This window comes from bacterium, assembly GCA_035454885.1.
Lineage (GTDB): Bacteria > UBA10199 > UBA10199 > JACPAL01.
The window spans coordinates 1-18,425 of sequence record DATIGE010000056.1 but is presented as its reverse complement, the minus strand read 5'-3'; the positions used below and the strand labels follow the sequence as shown (position 1 = coordinate 18,425).

Annotated in this window: 6 protein-coding genes; 3 read left to right on the top strand and 3 right to left on the bottom strand. The window is 65.2% G+C overall.

The annotated features are described in order from the left end of the window. Positions 1 to 110 precede the first annotated feature (110 nt). The 3 genes from VLJ37_09670 to VLJ37_09660 form a co-directional block, all read right to left on the bottom strand. On the bottom strand, positions 111 to 4,181 hold the full coding sequence (locus tag VLJ37_09670) for a hypothetical protein (protein ID HSA59937.1): 4,071 nt from the start codon (positions 4,179 to 4,181) through the stop codon (positions 111 to 113). 144 nt (positions 4,182 to 4,325) lie between these two features. Further along, a complete protein-coding gene (locus VLJ37_09665; GenBank protein HSA59936.1) occupies positions 4,326 to 6,008 on the bottom strand; it encodes a hypothetical protein in 1,683 nt (560 codons plus the stop codon). Positions 6,009 to 6,069: 61 nt separating this feature from the next. Beyond that, positions 6,070 to 8,019 (bottom strand): hypothetical protein, encoded by a 1,950-nt coding sequence (locus tag VLJ37_09660; GenBank protein ID HSA59935.1) that lies wholly within the window; start codon positions 8,017 to 8,019, stop codon positions 6,070 to 6,072. Positions 8,020 to 8,335: 316 nt separating this feature from the next. Here VLJ37_09660 and VLJ37_09655 point away from each other — a divergent pair, with 316 nt between their 5' ends. The 3 genes from VLJ37_09655 to VLJ37_09645 form a co-directional block, all read left to right on the top strand. Then, positions 8,336 to 12,979 (top strand): thrombospondin type 3 repeat-containing protein, encoded by a 4,644-nt coding sequence (locus VLJ37_09655; protein HSA59934.1) that lies wholly within the window; start codon positions 8,336 to 8,338, stop codon positions 12,977 to 12,979. Positions 12,980 to 13,147: 168 nt separating this feature from the next. Then, positions 13,148 to 16,114 (top strand): thrombospondin type 3 repeat-containing protein, encoded by a 2,967-nt coding sequence (locus VLJ37_09650; GenBank protein ID HSA59933.1) that lies wholly within the window; start codon positions 13,148 to 13,150, stop codon positions 16,112 to 16,114. 136 nt (positions 16,115 to 16,250) lie between these two features. Beyond that, positions 16,251 to 18,425 (top strand): thrombospondin type 3 repeat-containing protein (locus VLJ37_09645; GenBank protein HSA59932.1); only part of this gene is annotated, 2,175 nt, incomplete at its 3' end.

Sequence of the window (18,425 nt, the reverse complement as noted above, 5' to 3'; positions counted from 1 at the left end):
TCAGCTTTGGTTTTCGGCCGTAAGGCGCGAACGTTGCGGCGAGGTAGGAATGCAACTCGAGGTAGAAATGAGACTCACGGGGATCTTCGAGGGGCGATCCGATGAGGTCGCTAGCCGGTGCGAGCGAATCGAACGTCGAACTCGAGGACGGCCGTCCCGCGCTTGGAGCGGGGGCCCTTGTCGTCTTCCTTCATGGCGCGAACGAGCGCGGCGTGTCCGGCCTGTTCCACGCGGGCGTAGAAGAGGGGAATCCGCTTTTCGAGGACGGACTCGGGGATCAGCCCGCGGAGGCCGGCGCCGCTCTGCTCGAGCGTCCGCTCCGGGTCCTCTTGGAGCCAGGCTTCGTAAATGTCCTTGGCGAAGGCCGTCGCAAGATTCCCGTAGGCGCCGAAGAACGCGGGGAACCGATGCATCAGTTCGATGCGGACGTTGTCCTGTGTGATGGGCACGGGCCGGACGGCTTGGGCGGACGCCGGCCGGGCCAGACGTTCGGCTCGTTCGGCGCGGGTTCCCCGGTACGAGCGCATGATCCGGTCGGCCATTTCGGGGTCGGACGCACGGAGAGGCGTCAAGAGGACGTTCATGCCCTGGTCGACGAATTTTTCCGGCACGCGGAGCGGCAGAACGGCTGCGGTGCCGTTGAAGGTCCGGTTGTTGCCGTCCCAAACGTCGTAGATGCGGCGGGCCATGACGGACTTGAGCTTGGCGAAGGCCGCCTCCTGAAAGACGCCGTAACGCTCGGCCAGTTCGTCGGCGACGTCCTTTTCGATGAGTGACCGGAGAATCTCCTCGCGGGGCGTTTTCGGAACGGCCGTGTCCGCAAGGGCGCGGATCAATTCGGCGAGCGTCCGGTCGACCGCGGGCGTCGAGGCGTCCTCGGCGGCCAATCGCGCGGACCGCTCGGCGAGCGTCCGGACGAGGGCCGGATGGGCCTCCAGCGATGGATAGCGCCGGAGGATCTCGGAGGAGGTGTCCTCGTGGGGCGCAGCTTCGGGCAGCCGGCGAACGACTGAAATGTTCGAGACGGCGGAGGCGGTCCCAGAGACGGGGGCGTCGGAGGTCGGTGCGGGGGTCGGGATCGACAGCGTCGCCGTAACCGGCGCCTCCGGAGCCGGTTCCCCGGCTGCGTCGGGCCCGTCGCCGACGATGATGTCCGCGTCCTTCTCGGGATCAACTTCGATGACCCATCGCTTTTCCCGAATGTCCGAATCGCCCTCGATGAAGGCCTCGACGAAAATTTCGGGCTCCACGTTCGGATAGTCCCGCGTGAGACCAGAAGTGAAATCGGCGAACCCGCTTTCAAAAACCTGCTCCGGGACGACGGTCCGTCCGTCCGGTGCGGTTTCGAATTTGGAACCGGCGATTTGCCACGCCCGGAAAATGTGGGCCAGTGCGTTGGGAAGAAAGCCTTTCCAGCCTGCATTGCGGAAGGCAGGGTAACGGTCCGTGAGCTCCCAGATGACCGCGTCCGCGGCGCGGATCCCCGCAAGCACCGGCTGAAGCGAGGCCCTGGTCTCCAGTGCCGGCGCCGTTTGGGCGACCAGACCCAGAATGGCTTCAAGTTGTGCGTCGGGATCGCCTCCCGCCTGCCGGTAGGCGTTGCGCGCGATGGCCGTCGCCAGACCCTGATAGGGCGGTTCATGAAAAACCGGATACCGGAGCTTGAGAATGTCCGTGGCTCTCTCAATCGCCGCTTCCTCCTGTTGCCGGGCGAATTCCTCGGGCGTGGGCAGCGGCGGAGGGGTGGCGCGTGACCGCCGCGTGAGGGGGACGGCGATGTTCTCGCGTTCGGGAGCCGCGACAGGCGGGATGAGTGTCGGCCGGTTGTCGTCGTCGTCGGGAAGAACGCTCGCCTGTGGGAGGGACGCGGCGGCGGGCTTCCGCCGCGCTGCGCGGTCGCCACGGTCGCCCAGCTCAGCCAGGATGCGCCGTGCCATCGCGCCCTTGTTCTTTTGCAGGCTCGCCTTCCAGGCGTTCATGACCGCTTCGATGAATCTTTCCGGAATGAGGACGGCCTCTCCCTGTTCGTTCGCTTCCAGGTCCGGCCGTCCCGCCTGGTCCCAGGCGGCGTACACCTTTTCGCTGATTCTCCGCGCAAACTCGCGCGCCGCGTCGGTGTCGGTCGCGAAGAGGGCGTAACGCTCCTTCAATTCGGCCGTCACGCCGTGCCTGAGGGACTCGGACTTCAGGGTCTCGAAAGGGACCTGAACGGTCGGTTCGTCCGTCTCGGCGTCCGGTGCCGCCGAAACGGGGGTGTCGAACAGTCTTGGCCGGGAGATCACCTGGGTCGGACGGTCGTCGAAATCATCGGGTGGAGGCGGAGCGGGCGCGGGGATGGGCGTGTTGTCTTCGCCCTGAGCCGAAACGATGGCGTGCGCGATGGGAGCGGGGGCGATCAGTCCGTTTGTGGGCGCCCCATGGGATCCCGACTGCGGCGTCTGGTCTTGAAAGGAGGCAAAGTCGGGGTCGCCTTCCGGAACCGCCCCGTCCCGCCCCGGGCAAAGGATCACCTGCGGTTCCCCGGGGACCGCGACGCGCACCCAAAAGGCGGCGGTCTCGCCCTCGCCCGTAGCGTCCCGGCGCTCAAAGGCCGAAGGGATGCCGAGGAATTGCAGGATGATCTGGATCAAGAGGGCGCGCTCGGCCTGGCCGCCGGCGTTCAGGACGTCCATGAGGGCGTGCAGAATGCCGGGACCGCTCTTTGCGGCGACGGCTTCTGCGTCCGGGTTCGTGTTTTTCTTGAGCAAGGCGCCCGCCAACCTTCTGACGGCGCTCGCGGGGGGGACTTCGCCGCCCTTCAGCTTTTCGCGGAGGACCTCCAAGCTTTGAAGATTCTTGGTCAGCCGCTCGTCCGCAAAGTTCACCAGGACGCGGTGGTCGCCGCCCAGGGAGGGGGAGGGGTACTCGCGCAGGTCGGCGACGATGCCGGGGGCGGTCTTGTTGTCGTCCCCGTTCAGCTGGATGTCGGGGTGCGTCCAATGTACTTGGGATTTTTTCTCGTCGCCGATGATCGTCAGGACTTGTTCCGGAGAGTATTCCAATACGGACACCTGCCGGTTGTCCGACGGTCCGACCTCGCGGGTGATGCGGACCTTGGCGGTCCCCAGGTGGCGGTGGATCTTGATATTACCCATCATGCGCTCGCCGCTCCGGAGCAAGAGGATGCCGCCATGGATGTTCCGGAAATGAGGCGGTAGTTCCGGCCCGTTCTTGAGCTCGTTCACGCGTGCGGTGACTTGGCCCGCGAGTTCGCCGGCCAAGGCGTCCATATTCATGGGGAATTTTGGATTCGGAACGAGACGGGCAAAGAGTCTCAGAAAATCCGGCGCGACGGAGGTCCCGCGCAGGTCGTCGCCCTTTTGTCGGAGTTCCCAGAAGAAGTCCTTGTCCTCGGGAGAGAGCGACTGCCAGGTCCGGAGGGCCAGAAGGTGGAGCTGGCGTCTCTGTCTCTCGTCCAGGCCTGCGTATCGGGACACCGTTTTCGGTTCCGGCTCGGTGTCCGGCAAGTCGCTCTTCCGTGAAATGTGCGCCTTTTGAAAGTAATGGGCGATCAGAACGAGCCGGTGCGCTTCGAGGGCCGAGAGGCGTCTAACGGCGGTGGCGTGGGCCGTTTCCGGATGGTCGAGGAATTCCCGGCGAACCCGCACCGTCCGGCCCCGCCGCAGGGAAAGGAAGGCCTGAATGTCTTCGTAGGACTGGACGGCCTCGGCGATCCTTTTCTTGTTCTTTTCGTTGTGGGGGGCGGTGAGAGCGGCCTGTAGGTCGGCGATCTCCGAGGCGATCCGCCGTTCCGTCTCGGCCAAGGTTTCGTCCGAGGCCGTAGGCGAGTAGCCCAAGAGGAGGGGCCGGGCCCTTTCGCGGTCGGACGAGGGGGTTTGAAAATAGGTCTTCAGCTGGTCCGGACGCGCGTCCGTCATCCCCGGAGGCGGGAGGGCCGCTTGTCGATCCCGCCAGCGGCGGACGAAATAGATCCCCGCACCGGCTGCCATCCCCAGGGCGGTCGCGCCGGCCGCCCAGGGGAGGGCGTCGGCCACAAACTCCGAGAGGTTGAAGCCGTCTCCGTTAGACCCTTGTAATTGCAGGAGATTTCCGAGATTTGCCCCGAGCCGGTTGATGCCCAGTCCCAGACCCATTTGAGAGGTCAGACCCAATGAAATCAAATTGAGCGAGGTTCCCACCATAGAGACGGATTTCGACTCCAGCGGCCTCTTCGGCGGAAAATTGAAAATGTTGTTCTAAAACGAATGAGATCCGGAATAGGGCAAAAAAAGCCGCCCCGGCGTTGGGCCGGGGCGGCTTTTTGGGGGACTTGTTTGGACTTTGTCTTAGCGTCCGAGGCGGACGGGGTCGCGCAGGACTTCGCGCATGCCCCTCTCGAAGTAGTCCGTCTCTCCGGATCGGCGCTCGGCCTCGCGGCGGACCTCCGTTCCGAACCCGCCCTCGAAGGGCGAGCCGGCGCGTGCGGCTTCCGCCGTGATGTAGTCGCCCACGACGCTCATGAGCAGTCTCTGAGGGACGCCGCGGCGCACGATGGGGCGGCCGTCGTCGCGCTGCGAGGTCCACATGTCGCGCAGGGCATCGGCGTCGGCCGTCGACATCCGGTGGTACTCGGCGATGACCCGGTCGGTCAGCTCATTGACTTCGCGTGAGAAGGCGCTGGCCACCAGCTCGCCGTCCGCCGGCAGTGGCCGTCCCGCCGCCAGGGCCTCGCGGGCCGCCTGGGAGAGGAAGTGCCGGTAATGGAGGACGATCTGGGCCCGCACGACCGCCGGGGTGACGCCCGCGACGGGTTCGGCGGTCGTTCCGCTGATGATGACATTCTCGGGCGTGACGCCGTCAATGGACGGGGTTCCGCTGGGACGCGCTCCGCCCGCGGGCGATGCGTTGCCGTCAATACCGGCCAGGGCGCTTGCGATGTCGTCGGGCACGGCGACCGTCGGGGTTCCTCGCGAGGGAGTACCGCCGCCGGAGGGCGCTCCCGTCGTGTCGGCCACGACTCGGGGACCCGTGTCTCCGCCCGAAGCAGGAGGTTTTCCGGTGGTGTCGGCGACGACCCGCGGGCTGTTCCCGCTGGACGGCGGTGGCGTGGATGCGCGTTCGGTCCGGGTTTCTCCCGCGCGGTCGACGGACGTATTTACAGTGACCGAGGTATTCGGTCGGGGCTCGGCCGTCGAAGCGCCGCGGTTTCTCATGACGAGATAAGTTGCCAAGGAGCCCAGTCCGACAGCCGTCAGGCCGCCGACGATCAGTTCTGTCAAATGCTCTGAAACCCAAGACCTGCTTGACGCAGGATTCGGATTGACGGTCGGAACGACCGCCGGTCCGGCGTCCACGGGTTCGGTTGCCACGACGCGAGGACCATCCTCGGCGGGTGCCGGTGTCGTGACATAGTGCATGAGACCGATCATCGCGTGGATGCCGCTCAGGATGCGTCCGCCGGTCGCCACGTATTCGGGATTTTCATCCCCGCCTTCCAGGGCCTCGGCGGCGTACTGCTGGATCTCGTAATCGGTGATGATGTTGGGGTCCGCGGCTTCGGGGGAATCGGGATTGGCTCGGTTGCCGCCGCCGACGTTCGCCCCGCCCTCCCGCCGGTAATCCAGACGGAAGATACTGATCATACCGACAACGCGGTAGATCTGCTGCTGCAGGGCCGGCAACGTCGCCAGGTAGGTCGCGACGGCCGCATCGGCGGCCGCCTGGTCATCAGCGTGTTCGCTCCGGATGGCCGTGACGCGCGCGTTGATCGCCGTTTCATCGTACCCGGCCCATCGGAAGAAGCAGGCGCGGGCGTCAACGTCGTTGAAGATGGAGATATCGATGGATCGCCGCGGCGCTCCGGATGGTCCCACCATGTAGGACAAGGTCTGCGAGTCCGCGTAGGTCGAGGGCGGCGCCAAGGCCGTTCCGGCGTCGCCGGCGCGTCTTACGCCCACGGCCACATACATTTCGTTGAGGTTCTGCCAGTTGCGTTCCAACCCGGCAGGTACGTCACGACATACGGTCATAAATACTCTCCATTCTTCACCATCGTGCTTGCATCAGTCACCCGGAGTCGACCGTCCAATACTACGGGAGCGGACGCGCGGGCCTGGTCGTGGTGGGCGATCGTCTGTGGCCACCGCCCGCCCTGCGGATGACAACCGATCCCGCTTCCACGGCCGTTCCCGTCAGGGCGCCCGCCGCGTCGAGCGGCTGGATACGCACCGTCTGGGTCGACCGTCCGGCGGCTCCGCCGGTGGTCCAGGTTCTCGGGGCTCCGGTCATCGTGATCGTGTTGACTCCGACGACCAGGTTCACGTCTTCCGTGTGCGATCCGACCGTGATCCGGGCGCGGGTCGCGACATCGCTCGTCACCGTGACGCGGATCGGGTCATTGTAGTAGTGGCCGCCGCTCGGAGGATTCGAAGGAACGCTCGCGGCGCTCAGCGTAGCGACACCGGGTCCGACGCGGACCGCCCGGGCCGGGTAGCGGATCTCCGCCATGCCGGGACGGCTGACTCGGACCTCGATCTGATGATCCCCGTCACCGATGGTCGCGGGGACCGTCAGTTCCGTCGCGCGGTCGCGCGGAAGGTCCGCGGCCGAGCCGACGGGATTGCTGTCCACGTAGATCTGATAGGTCGCGCCCTCCGGGAAGCTCGAGGTCGTCGTGATCCTTCCGACCCGGACCGGGCGCGGCGTTGAAACGCCGCCTACGACGTCTGGCGCCGGTCGGGTCGCGGTGCTGGGCATGTCGAGGACCAATCCGAAGGCCTCGCCCGTTCCCCCTTCCGGAACGCTGACCGGGGCCGGAGTTCCGACCGTGATGTTCACCGGGCGGATGCGGTCTTCCGTGTCGCCCGGGTTCCGATAACGGATCTTGATCGTGTGCGCTCCCGGCGTCATCCAGGCCGCGTCGAACGTATAAGGAGCGCTGGTGTCTTCCGGATGGTCGTCGAGCTGGACGCCCAGGATGCGGGCGTTCGCGCCCAGGCCGCCCAAGGTGCGCACGGCCGCGTCATCCGCGAGGGTGAAGGCGGCGCCCCCCGGAATTTCGGTGGAATGGGTGCGCGCATCTTCGATGGTCGGTCCGGCCGGCCGGCGCGGACGCTCGACGGAACTGCCGCCGAAGGTGCCGCGGATGCCCAAGCCGCCGCGCATGGACCAGAAACCGAAGCCGTCGCCGTCGCCGGGCATCATGTGCGTGTAGGCCGGTTCGAAGCTCAAGAAGCCGCCGACGTTGCCCCAATCACCGCGGGCGAAGTTGACGCCGAAGGTGAGGGGAAGGCCGATATCAAAATAAGCGCCGCTCGTCCCGCGCGAATTGCCGATGCGGGGATTGAAGAGACCGGTCGTTCCGCCGTTGCCCGTGCGCGGACCCGCGTCCGGTTCGCACTCGCCGCGGCCGAAATCGCCCGGCGTGCAGGTGGTCGGAACGGAAACCATCGTGCTGTCCGCCGTGGTGAAACCTCCGACGCCCAGCCCTAAGCCCAAAGAGAGCGAAAGCCGCCGGTCCGCCCAGGGCGGGACCCAACGCGCGGTGGGGGCGACCCGCAACCCGTAGCGCGTGAACGCCGAATTGGCGTCTCCGCCGCCGGGGAGCGTGTAACCCATGCTGAAGTGGCCGATATCGAGACCAACCGGGAGGTCAAAATGCAAGGTGTGCTCGTCGCCCGCGGCCCGCCAGCTGGGGACCCAGGAGAGACGGGCGCCGCCGCCGTCGTGGGGATTGGAACCGACGCCTCCGCCGTAATAGCCTTGGAGCTCGACGCCGTTGGCCATGCCGTCCGCCGCCGTCGTGCCGCGGTCTGCCGCAACTGGGGCCGCAGCCGCCGGGGCGCGATCACGGATTTCGATGAGCTGCTCGCGGGTGTAGGTCCGGTCGCCCGCGACCACCACGTTCGTGCTTCCCTCGGGGAGGAGCGTCAATGCCGCTTCAGCCTCGGCCCGGGTGTCGATGGCGCCTTCGCCCTCGATCGTTCTGCTGTCTCCGCCCGACGTTGCCCCGCTGGGCCTGACGGTGATGTTAATGCTCATGACGATCCCTCCTAAAATATTAAAATTTACAAATCCCCTTCAATGCTGACTGAAAGCATTATCGCGGAGGGGTCCCAAAGGTTGCGTCCTTTTTCGAAAAAAGCGGGCGGCAAAACCGGGTCCGGCGGGCATCTGCGGGCGATGAAAACTCGGCTCCAAAGAGATATAAAGGTGAAGCCCGGGAGAAGACCCTGAAAACCCTCGGAAATTAGGAGCTTAAAAATCTCCTGACCCTGACAAAAATCACGCAACTAAGTTTTTGCCTTCGCGAAGAAGCCCGCAGCGGCGGGGGGATCTCTCGTCGTCCGGAGGGTTTATGAAATTTCCCAAACAATTCGGTGTGCGGAAGGCGATTTTCGCGGCGGTCTTTCTCGTCGCCGCGTCGGGGATCGTGAGTCCCAAGAGCGCGGAGGCCGCATGGGGCGAGATTTACTGCGACATCGAGAACGGCAGCGGGTCCGCCCTGGATCTCGCCGTCGCCCTCTATAACAACGGCAACGGAGCGAGCGAGACCGACGACGCCAAGCGGCAATGCAAGAAGGCGATACGGTTCTTCGGTAACCAGACCATCGCCCTTCCGAACGGCATCGAGATCTACAATACGCCTCCGAACGGAGCCAATTTCGGCGTCGCCTTCCGGAAGTGCGTTTCGACCGGACCGAACGCGGAACCCGGATGCAACACCACCGGCAACACCGCGGTGGTTCTGGACTTTTCAGACTATACGGCCAACGGGGGCGACTGCCCCATCCGCGTCTTCAATAATGCGAAGATCGACATCCTGAACCTGACCGTCCGTGTTCCCAATCCCGCCAAGGCCATCTGCACCGGCGGGGGCGAGGCCATCCCTCTCGAAGATCAAGCCAACAACTTCGCCTGGATCCACAACGTGAGGATCGAGGGCACCGGGGGGATCGTGGACCCCGACGGGGACGGGATTCCGGTCCCACCGGACAATTGCCCCGAGACCAACTCGACGGACCTGACGAACACCGATGGCGACAGTCTGGGCGACGTCTGCGATCCGGACGACGATAACGACGGCGTCCTCGACGGTAGCGACAACTGCCCCAAGGTCGCGAACCCGGGACAGGAGAACAACGACGGAGACAGTCAGGGAGACGCCTGCGATCCGGACGACGACAACGACGGCGTCATCGACACGAGCGACAACTGTCCGACCACGGCGAACCCGACGCAAGCCAACAACGACGGCGACGCCCAGGGCGACGCCTGCGACCTGGACGACGACAACGACGGCTTCGCGGATGCCTTCGACAACTGCCCGTTTGTTGCGAATCCCGGCCAGCAGAACAACGACGGCGATACCGAAGGCGACGCCTGCGATGCCGACGACGACAACGACGGCGTCTTGGACGGCGCGGACAATTGCCCGCTGGTCGCCAATACCGATCAGGCCAATCATGACGCGGACCCCCAAGGCGACGCCTGCGACACGGATGACGACAACGACGGCGTTCTGGATGGCGTCGACAACTGCCCGCTCGTGGCCAATCCGTCCCAGATGGATACGGATCTCGACGGCATCGGCGATGCCTGCGACCTCCCTCCGGGGGCGACGGATTCGGATGGCGACGGCGTGATCGACGCGGTCGACAACTGCCCGACTGTCCCCAATACCATCCAGCTCAACAATGACGGCGACGCCCAAGGCGACGCCTGCGATCCGGACGACGACAACGACGGCGTGCCCGACCTGACGGATAATTGCCAATTCGTGCCGAATCCGGCTCAAACGGACTCCGACTTCGACGGTATCGGCGACGTGTGCGACATCTTGGCCGATGCGGACGGAGACGGTGTCGTGGACGGCGTGGACAATTGTCCCTCCGTCCCGAACCTGATCCAGACCAACACCGACGGTGACGCCCAGGGCGACGCCTGCGATCCGGACGACGACAACGACGGCGTGGCGGACTTGGCCGACAACTGCCCGCTCACGCCGAACCCGGGTCAACAGGACACGGACCTGGATGGCATCGGAGACGCCTGTGACACGGGCACGCCGCCTGCCACGGATTCAGACGGCGACGGCATCATCGACTCCATCGACAACTGCGACTCGGTTCCCTCGACGGATCTCGCCGATACCGACAGCGATGGGTTGGGCAATCCCTGTGACCCGGACATGGACGGTGACGGCGTGCCGAACGGAGCCGACAATTGCGTCCTCGTCCCCAACCCTGGCCAGACGGACTCCGACATCGACGGACTGGGCGATGCCTGCGACTCGCCCGGCGACTCGGACGGCGACGGAATTCTGGATTCGATCGACAATTGCGACTCGACGCCCAGCATGGATCTGACGGACACGGATGGCGACGGCCAGGGAAATCCCTGCGACACGGATGACGACAACGACGGCCACCTGGACGGCGCTGACAACTGTCCGTTCGTGGCGAACCCGACCCAGGAGGACGCCGACGGCGACGGCCTCGGTGATGCCTGCGACCCGACGGCCACCGTGACCGACGTGGACGGCGACGGGATCCTCGACTACGCCGACAACTGCGACACGGTTCCGAGCCTGAACTTGACGGACACCGACGGCGACGGCCTCGGCAACCCCTGCGACCCCGATGACGACAACGACGGAGTCTTGGACGGTCCCGACAACTGCGACCTCGTGCCGAACCCCGGCCAGCAGGATGTGGATATCGACGGCGTGGGCGACGCCTGCGACACGCCCAATGACAACGACGGCGACGGGATCCTGGACAGCGTCGACAATTGCGACTCGACCCCGAGTCTCGATTTGACCGACACGGACGGCGACGGTCAGGGCAATCCCTGCGACGCGGACGATGACGGCGACGGGATTCTTGACGGTCCGGACAACTGCGACCTGGTGCCGAACCCGGCCCAAACCGACACGGACGGCGACGGCATCGGCGACGCCTGCGATACGAACCCGCCGGTCTCCAATGACAGCGACGGCGACGGCATCGACGACGATATCGACAACTGCGACACGGTGCCTTCGACAGACCTCCACGATACGGACGGCGATGGTCTGGGCAACCCCTGCGACGACGACGACGACGGTGACGGCGTCCTGGACGGCTCGGACAATTGTCCGCTGGTGGCCAATCCGGGTCAGGCCGACGCGGACATTGACGGCCTAGGAGACGCCTGCGACTTCCCGGGCGACGCCGACGGCGACGGCATCCTGGACGACATTGACAATTGCGACTCGACACCGAGTCTCGATTTGACGGACACGGACGGCGACGGTCTGGGCAACCCCTGCGACACGGACGATGACGGCGACGGCCACTTGGACGGAGCCGACAACTGCCCGTTCGTGGCGAACCCCGGCCAGGAAGATAGCGACGTGGACGGGTTGGGCGACGCGTGCGACGGGGCGTTCACCGACACGGACGGAGACGGAATCAGCGACGATATCGACAACTGCCCCACGACGCCTTCGCTCGACCTGACCGATACGGACCTGGACGGCGACGGCAATCCTTGCGACGCGGACGACGACGGCGACGGCGTGAACGACACGACCGACAACTGCGACCTGGTGCCCAACCCGGCCCAGACCGACACGGATACGGACGGCATCGGCGACGCGTGCGAGAATCCGAACGATCAGGACGGCGACGGAATTCTCGATTTCATCGATAATTGCGACACGGTTGCGTCCTCGAACCTGAATGATGTCGATGGCGACGGCGCCGGCGACGTCTGCGACGCGGACGACGACGGCGACGGCGTGCCGGATGTAAGCGACAACTGTCCCAGCGTCCCCAACCCGGCGCAAACGGACTCCGATGCGGACGGCCTGGGTGACGCCTGCGACCCGGTCACGGCGGTGGTGGACACGGACGGCGATGGTATTCCCGATGCGTCGGACAACTGCCCCACGACGGCCTCGACCGATCTGACGGATACGGATGCCGACGGCCAGGGCAATCCCTGCGACACGGACGATGACGGCGACGGCGTGCCCGACGGTTCGGACAACTGCGCGCTGATCGCGAACCCGGGCCAGGAGAACGCCGACGGCGATTCCTTGGGCGACGCGTGCGATGACTGCCAGGATCAGGACGGGGACGGCGTTTGCACTCCGCTGGAGATCACGCTCGGCACCGATCCGAACGATCCCGATACGGACAATGACGGATTGGGCGACGGGGCCGACTGCGCCCCGCTGGATCCGGCCCACTCGACCGGAGCGTCCTGCGACTTCGAGAATCCGGACATGGACGGAGACGGCATCCCCAACACGTCGGACAACTGCCCCTTTGCCGTGAACCCCTCCCAGGCGGACGCGGACGGCGACGGTGTGGGCGACATCTGCGACAACGTTTTTGACGAGTCCGTCAATGACACCGACGGCGACGGTATTCCGAACGATGAGGAGGGCAACTTCGGAACGGATCCGAACGATCCCGATACGGACAACGATGGTCTGAGCGACGGCGAGGAAGTCCAGAGCCCGTTCTATCCCGTCTGCGGACCGCTCGACCCGGATTGCGACAATGATGGCATCTGCGACGGTCCGGCGACGGTGGGAGACGGCGTGGGCAATGTGATCTGCACGCCCTTCGAGGGCCACGGTGACAACTGCGTGATCGTCTCCAATGGTCCGGCGACCCCGGGCATCTTGGACGGAGAGATCCAGCTCGACACGGACGGCGACGGCGTCGGCGACGCTTGCGAGGGCGATTTCGACGGCGACGGAGTGCCGGATCAGACGGACAACTGCCCGTTCAACCCGAACGCCGACCAGGAGGACAAGAATAACAACGACATCGGTGACATCTGCGATCTGACCCTGGCCTTCTTCAAGGGAGGCGCGGGTGAGGGCGGCTGTTCTCTGGTTCCGGGCGCGACGGCGATGGGATCAGACGGGCTGATGATGTCGTTCTCCATCGGCCTCCCGGGTCTCCTTCTGGGAGCGGTTCGCGGGGGCAGAAAAGAAGACTAGATCAGAGTGAGACCGCAAGGTCGGAAGGGCCGCTCCCCGGAAAGGGGGGCGGCCCTTATTGCTTTCTATCCCAGAACCCTTATTTTCCCAAGTATTGAGCAACTTTTATGGGCTGCCCGCGATAATGCGGCCGACGGAGGTGAGCCAACCTCCGCACGGAGGCATTTTATGGCGTCTTGCAAGCGGTTCGTTCGTGGCGGTCTTATTCTCCTTACATTGGCGGCGGTCATCGGACTCGCCCCCAAGAAGGCGGAAGCGGCGTGGGGGGACATCTACTGTGACATCTCAAACGGCAGCGGATCCGCCCTGAAGCTCGCGGTCGACCTTTACAACAACGGAAACGGTTCTTACGATTCGGACGACGCCAAGCGTCAATGTAAGAAGGCCATCCGGCTCTTCGGCGAGCAGACGATCTCGATTCCCGAGGGCCTCCTCGTGTACAACACCCCGCCCGACGGCGCTACTTATGGCATGGCGATCCGCAAGTGCGTCTCTACCGGCCCGAACGCCGAGGCCGGTTGCAGCACGACGAGCAATACGGCCGTAACCCTGGATTTCTCCGGATACACGGCGAACGACGGCAAATGCCCGATGAAGGTCAGCGACGGGGCGAAGATCGACGTCCTGAACCTGACGGTCAAGGTTCCGGACGTCAATTACGCCATCTGCACCGAAGGCGGCGCCCCGATCGCACCTGAGGACATGAGCAGCGAATACGCATGGCTCCACAATGTGCGGATCATCGGCTCGGACAACCAGCCGCCCCCGGCCCCGACCTGCAACATCACCAAGGCCGCGGTTGCCTCGGGCGGCTTCGACATCACTTGGGAGACGACCAACGCGACCTCGGCCACCGTCAAGGCCGGAGACGCGACGATCTCGACCGATCTCTCCGGAACGGAGCATGTGAATCCGGCCTCGGCGACGACGTATACCTTGAATGCGACCGGCCTCGGCGGGTCGTGCGATGACAGCGTGACCGTCACCCCGACGGTTCCGACCGACACGGACGGCGACGGCGTCAACGACGACGTGGACAACTGCGTGTCCGTTCCGAATCCCGGCCAGGAAAACCATGACGGCGACGCGGAAGGCGACGCCTGCGACGCGGATGATGACAACGACGGGATTCTCGATGACGGCGACGGTTCGGGCACGATCGGTGACGGAAAGTGCACCGGTGGGGCCACGACGTCCTGCGACGACAACTGCCAGTTCGACTCGAACGCCGATCAGGCGGACGCGGATGGCGACGCCATCGGTGACGTTTGCGATGTGCCCGGCACGACCGACACCGATGGTGACGGCCTGGTCGACGATGTCGACCTATGCCCGACCGAGGCCGGCTCGGCCGCCAACGGCGGCTGCCCGCCCACTAAGTGCATCAGCCAGGTGGACGGCACCCCCCAGACCAAGACGGGAGTCGACGCCGACGGCGACGGGATCGATGCCGCCTGCGACCTGAACGACACGCCGGGAGGCGGAACGGATACGGACGGTGACGGTATCATCGACAGCGTGGATAATTGCGACACAGTGCCCTCAACCGACCTCACCGACACGGATATGGACGGTCTGGGCAATCCCTGCGACCCGGATGACGACAACGATGGCATTCTCGATGACGGCGACGGTTCCGGCATTGTCGGGGACAACCGCTGCACGGGCGGGGCGACCTCCGGCTGCGACGACAACTGCCTGGTGACGGCGAACGCCGGCCAGCAGGACGCGGACAGCGACGGCATCGGCGATGCCTGCGACCTTCCCGGCGACGCCGACGGCGACGGGATTCCGGACGCCGTCGACAACTGCGACAGCGTGCCGTCAACCGACCTGACGGACACGGATTCCGACGGCCTGGGCAACGTCTGTGACCCGGACGACGACAACGACGGCATCTTGGACGACGGAGACGCCTCGGGCACGATCGGTGACGGCAAGTGCGTCTCTGGTGATACGACCGATTGCGACGACAACTGCATCCTCGTGGCCAACGCGACCCAGGCCGACGCGGACGCCGACGGCATTGGCGACGCCTGCGAAGCCGGCGCGATCCCGGATAGCGACGGGGACGGCATCATCGACAGCGTGGACAATTGCGACAGCGTGGCCTCGACCGACCTGACGGACACGGACGGTGACGGCCAGGGGAATCCCTGCGACGACGACGATGACGGAGACACGGTCAACGACGGCTCCGACAACTGCCCGCTCGTCGCCAACACCGACCAAGCCGACGCCGATGGCGACGGCACGGGCGACGCCTGCGACACCCCGACTGTACCGGGTGACAGCGACGGGGACGGCATCATCGATAGCGTGGACAACTGCGACAGCGTGGCCTCGACCGACCTGACGGACACGGACGGCGACGGCCTGGGCAACCCCTGCGACGATGACGACGACGGCGACACGGTCAACGACGGTTCCGACAATTGCCCGTTGGTTCCAAATCCCGGTCAGGAGAACACCTTCGGTAGCTCCGCAGGAGACGCCTGCGAGCCGGGAGGGAGCAACTCCGTGGGCAACGACAGCGACGGCGACGGCCTTCCGAACGACCTGGAGGAAGGCGTCTTCGGCACGGATCCGAATAACCCCGACACCGACGGCGACGGTCTTTCCGACGGCCAGGAAGTGGCGAGCCCGTTCTATCCGGCCTGCGGCCCGACCGATCCCGACTGCGACGACGACGGGGTCTGCGACGGCGCGGGCACGGTCACCGACGGCGCCGGCGGCGTCATCTGCCAGCCGTTCGACGGCCACGGCGACAACTGTCTGCTCGTCTCCAATGGACCGAACACCCCGGACATCTCAGACGGCGACATCCAACTCGACACGGACGGCAATGGCGTCGGGGACGTCTGCGAGGGCGACATGGACGGCGACGGCATCGGCGATGACACCGACAACTGTCCCTTCCTCGTCAACAAGGACCAGAACGACAGCGATTCCAACGGCATCGGCGACGCCTGCGACCCGAACTTCTCCTTCCTCCAGGGAGGCGGCGGCGGTTGCGGCTGCCGAATGGATGGCGGGGCTTCTCAGACGAAGGACGCCTTGCCCTTGATGGCGATGGGCCTTCCGTTGATCCTGTTCCGAATCCTGAGGAAAAAGCGGGCCGTTAACCAAGCGTAACTCTTCGTAAAGTAGCGGTTTTGCAGCAGTGTCAAGGGGCGGTTTCCGCAAGGAACCGCCCCTTGTTTTTTCGCAACTTTTTGACCCGGGGGTCGATAAACCCATTGACCTGAAGAAAGGAAGAGGGGGCCGTTTTATGAAATCGGTAATGAAAAAAGTGCTCTCGGTTGCGGCGTTCGCGCTTGTTTTGGGGGCGGGAGCCTCCCGGGCCGACGCGGCGTGGGGCGAGATTTACTGCGACATCAGCAACGGGAGCTCTTCGGCCCTGAAGCTGGCGGTCGACCTCTATAACAGCGGCAATACGAACGACGACACCGACGACTCCAAGCGTCAATGCAAGAAGGCCGTCCGATTCTATGCCGAGCAGACGATCCCGGTCCCAAGCGGTTTCCTCGTTTACAACACGCCTCCGGACGGTGCGACCTACGGTCTTGCCTTCCGCAAGTGCGTTTCGACGGGCCCGAACGCGGAAGCCGGCTGCCCTTCCTTAAGCGACACGGCCGTCGTCCTCGATGCCTCGGGCAAGGGCGACTGCCCCATCAAGGTCTCCAACGGGGCGAAGATCGACTTCATCAAGTTCAAACTCATCGTCGATAATACGGCCAAGGCCATCTGCACCGAGGGTGGACAGAACATCGAACCCGAGAACATGGAGAGCAACTACGCCTGGATCCACGACGTGACGATCTGTTCGGCGAGTGATCCGAACTGCACGGGGACGCCTTCGGAGACCGACTGCAGCGACGGCGTCGACAATGACGGCGATGGCAAGACCGACTGCGAGGACACCGATTGCTCCTCGAACCCGGGCGCCTGTCCGCAGACGGAAGAAAACTGTAGCGACGGCGTCGACAACGACAATGACGGCAAAATCGATTGCGAGGACACCGACTGCGCGGACGACACCGCCCATTGCTCGGGGACGGAAGACTGCGACGACCATGTCGATAACGACGGCGACGGAAAGGTCGACTGCGACGATTCCGATTGCTCCACGAATCCGGCCTGCTCGAACCCGGACGACAGCGACGGCGACGGCATCCCCGACGCGACCGACAAGTGCGACAAGGATTCGACGGGCAACGTCTGCGACAGCACAGATCTCGCGGCCTGCTTCTCGAATGCCTCCGACAACGTCTGCAGCGGCGTGGGCGTCGGCGACGCCGCCGCCTGCAGCGAAACCGAGGACATGGACAACGACGGACGCGGGAACCGTTGCGACGAGGACATCGACGGCGACGGCCTGAAGAACGGCTCGGATCCCGATCCGTACGATCCGGACGCCGACAACGACGGCGCCTGCGACGGTCCGAACATGGTGGGAGGCTGCAGCTCCGTCAACGATCCGTGCCCGCTCTTGAACGGCGTGGTCAAGAACAGCCTGGGCCAGTGCGCTCCGGAGCCGGTCAGTCCGGGCGAGACCGATCCCGATGGCGACGGGCTGACGACCACTCTGGAGACCGAAATCGGGACGAACCCGAATGATGACGACAGCGACGACGACGGCGCCAAGGACGGCGTGGACTGTTTCCCGCTCGACGCGGCCAAGCAAAATTGCGGCGGAGCCACGACCATCGTGGATCCGGACTTCGACGACGACGGCATCTGCAACGGCGCCGAATCGGGCACGGACCCCGTGACCGGCAATCCCTGTACGCCCAACGCGGCGGGCCAGGGAGACAACTGCCCGGCCACGCCGAACCCGGATCAGAAGGACGACAACCACAACAACGTCGGCGACGCTTGTGAGATCGGCACGAGCCTGGATGGCGATGGTGACGGCCTGCCGGATGACCTTGAAGAGAGCGTCTTCCACACCGATCCGACAAAACCGGACACGGACGGCGACGGCCTCTCGGACAGCGACGAGGTCAACGGACCGACGTACCAGAACGGCGAAGGCCCCCTGAATCCCGACGTGGATGACGACGGCATTTGCGACGGCCCGGCCACGGTCTCGGATGATGCCGGAGAGATCTGCAACGCGGGTCCGAACGGCACCGGCGACAACTGCCCGATCGTGAAGAACGCGGACCAGTCGGACGCCGACGGCAACGGCCGGGGCGACGTCTGCGACGGCGACATGGACGGCGACGGCATCGCGGACGCGGACGACGACTGCCCGTTCATCTCCGACCCGCTCCAGCCCGACTCGAACGAGGACGGCGTGGGCGACGCCTGCGACCCGAACCTGGCGGTCAGCGGCATCGACGGCGGTTGCGGCTGCCGCATGGACGGGAAGTCCGGCGGACGGGCTCAAGACCTGATCCCCTTCGCGGCCCTGATGATCCCCTTGGCGCTCTTGCGGATC

Coding starts and splice junctions, on each gene's coding strand:
- VLJ37_09670 (HSA59937.1), bottom strand. CDS start 4,181: ATGGTGGGAACCTCGCTCAATTTGATTTCATTGGGTCTGACCTCTCAA.
- VLJ37_09655 (HSA59934.1), top strand. CDS start 8,336: ATGAAATTTCCCAAACAATTCGGTGTGCGGAAGGCGATTTTCGCGGCG.
- VLJ37_09650 (HSA59933.1), top strand. CDS start 13,148: ATGGCGTCTTGCAAGCGGTTCGTTCGTGGCGGTCTTATTCTCCTTACA.
- VLJ37_09665 (HSA59936.1), bottom strand. CDS start 6,008: ATGACCGTATGTCGTGACGTACCTGCCGGGTTGGAACGCAACTGGCAG.
- VLJ37_09660 (HSA59935.1), bottom strand. CDS start 8,019: ATGAGCATTAACATCACCGTCAGGCCCAGCGGGGCAACGTCGGGCGGA.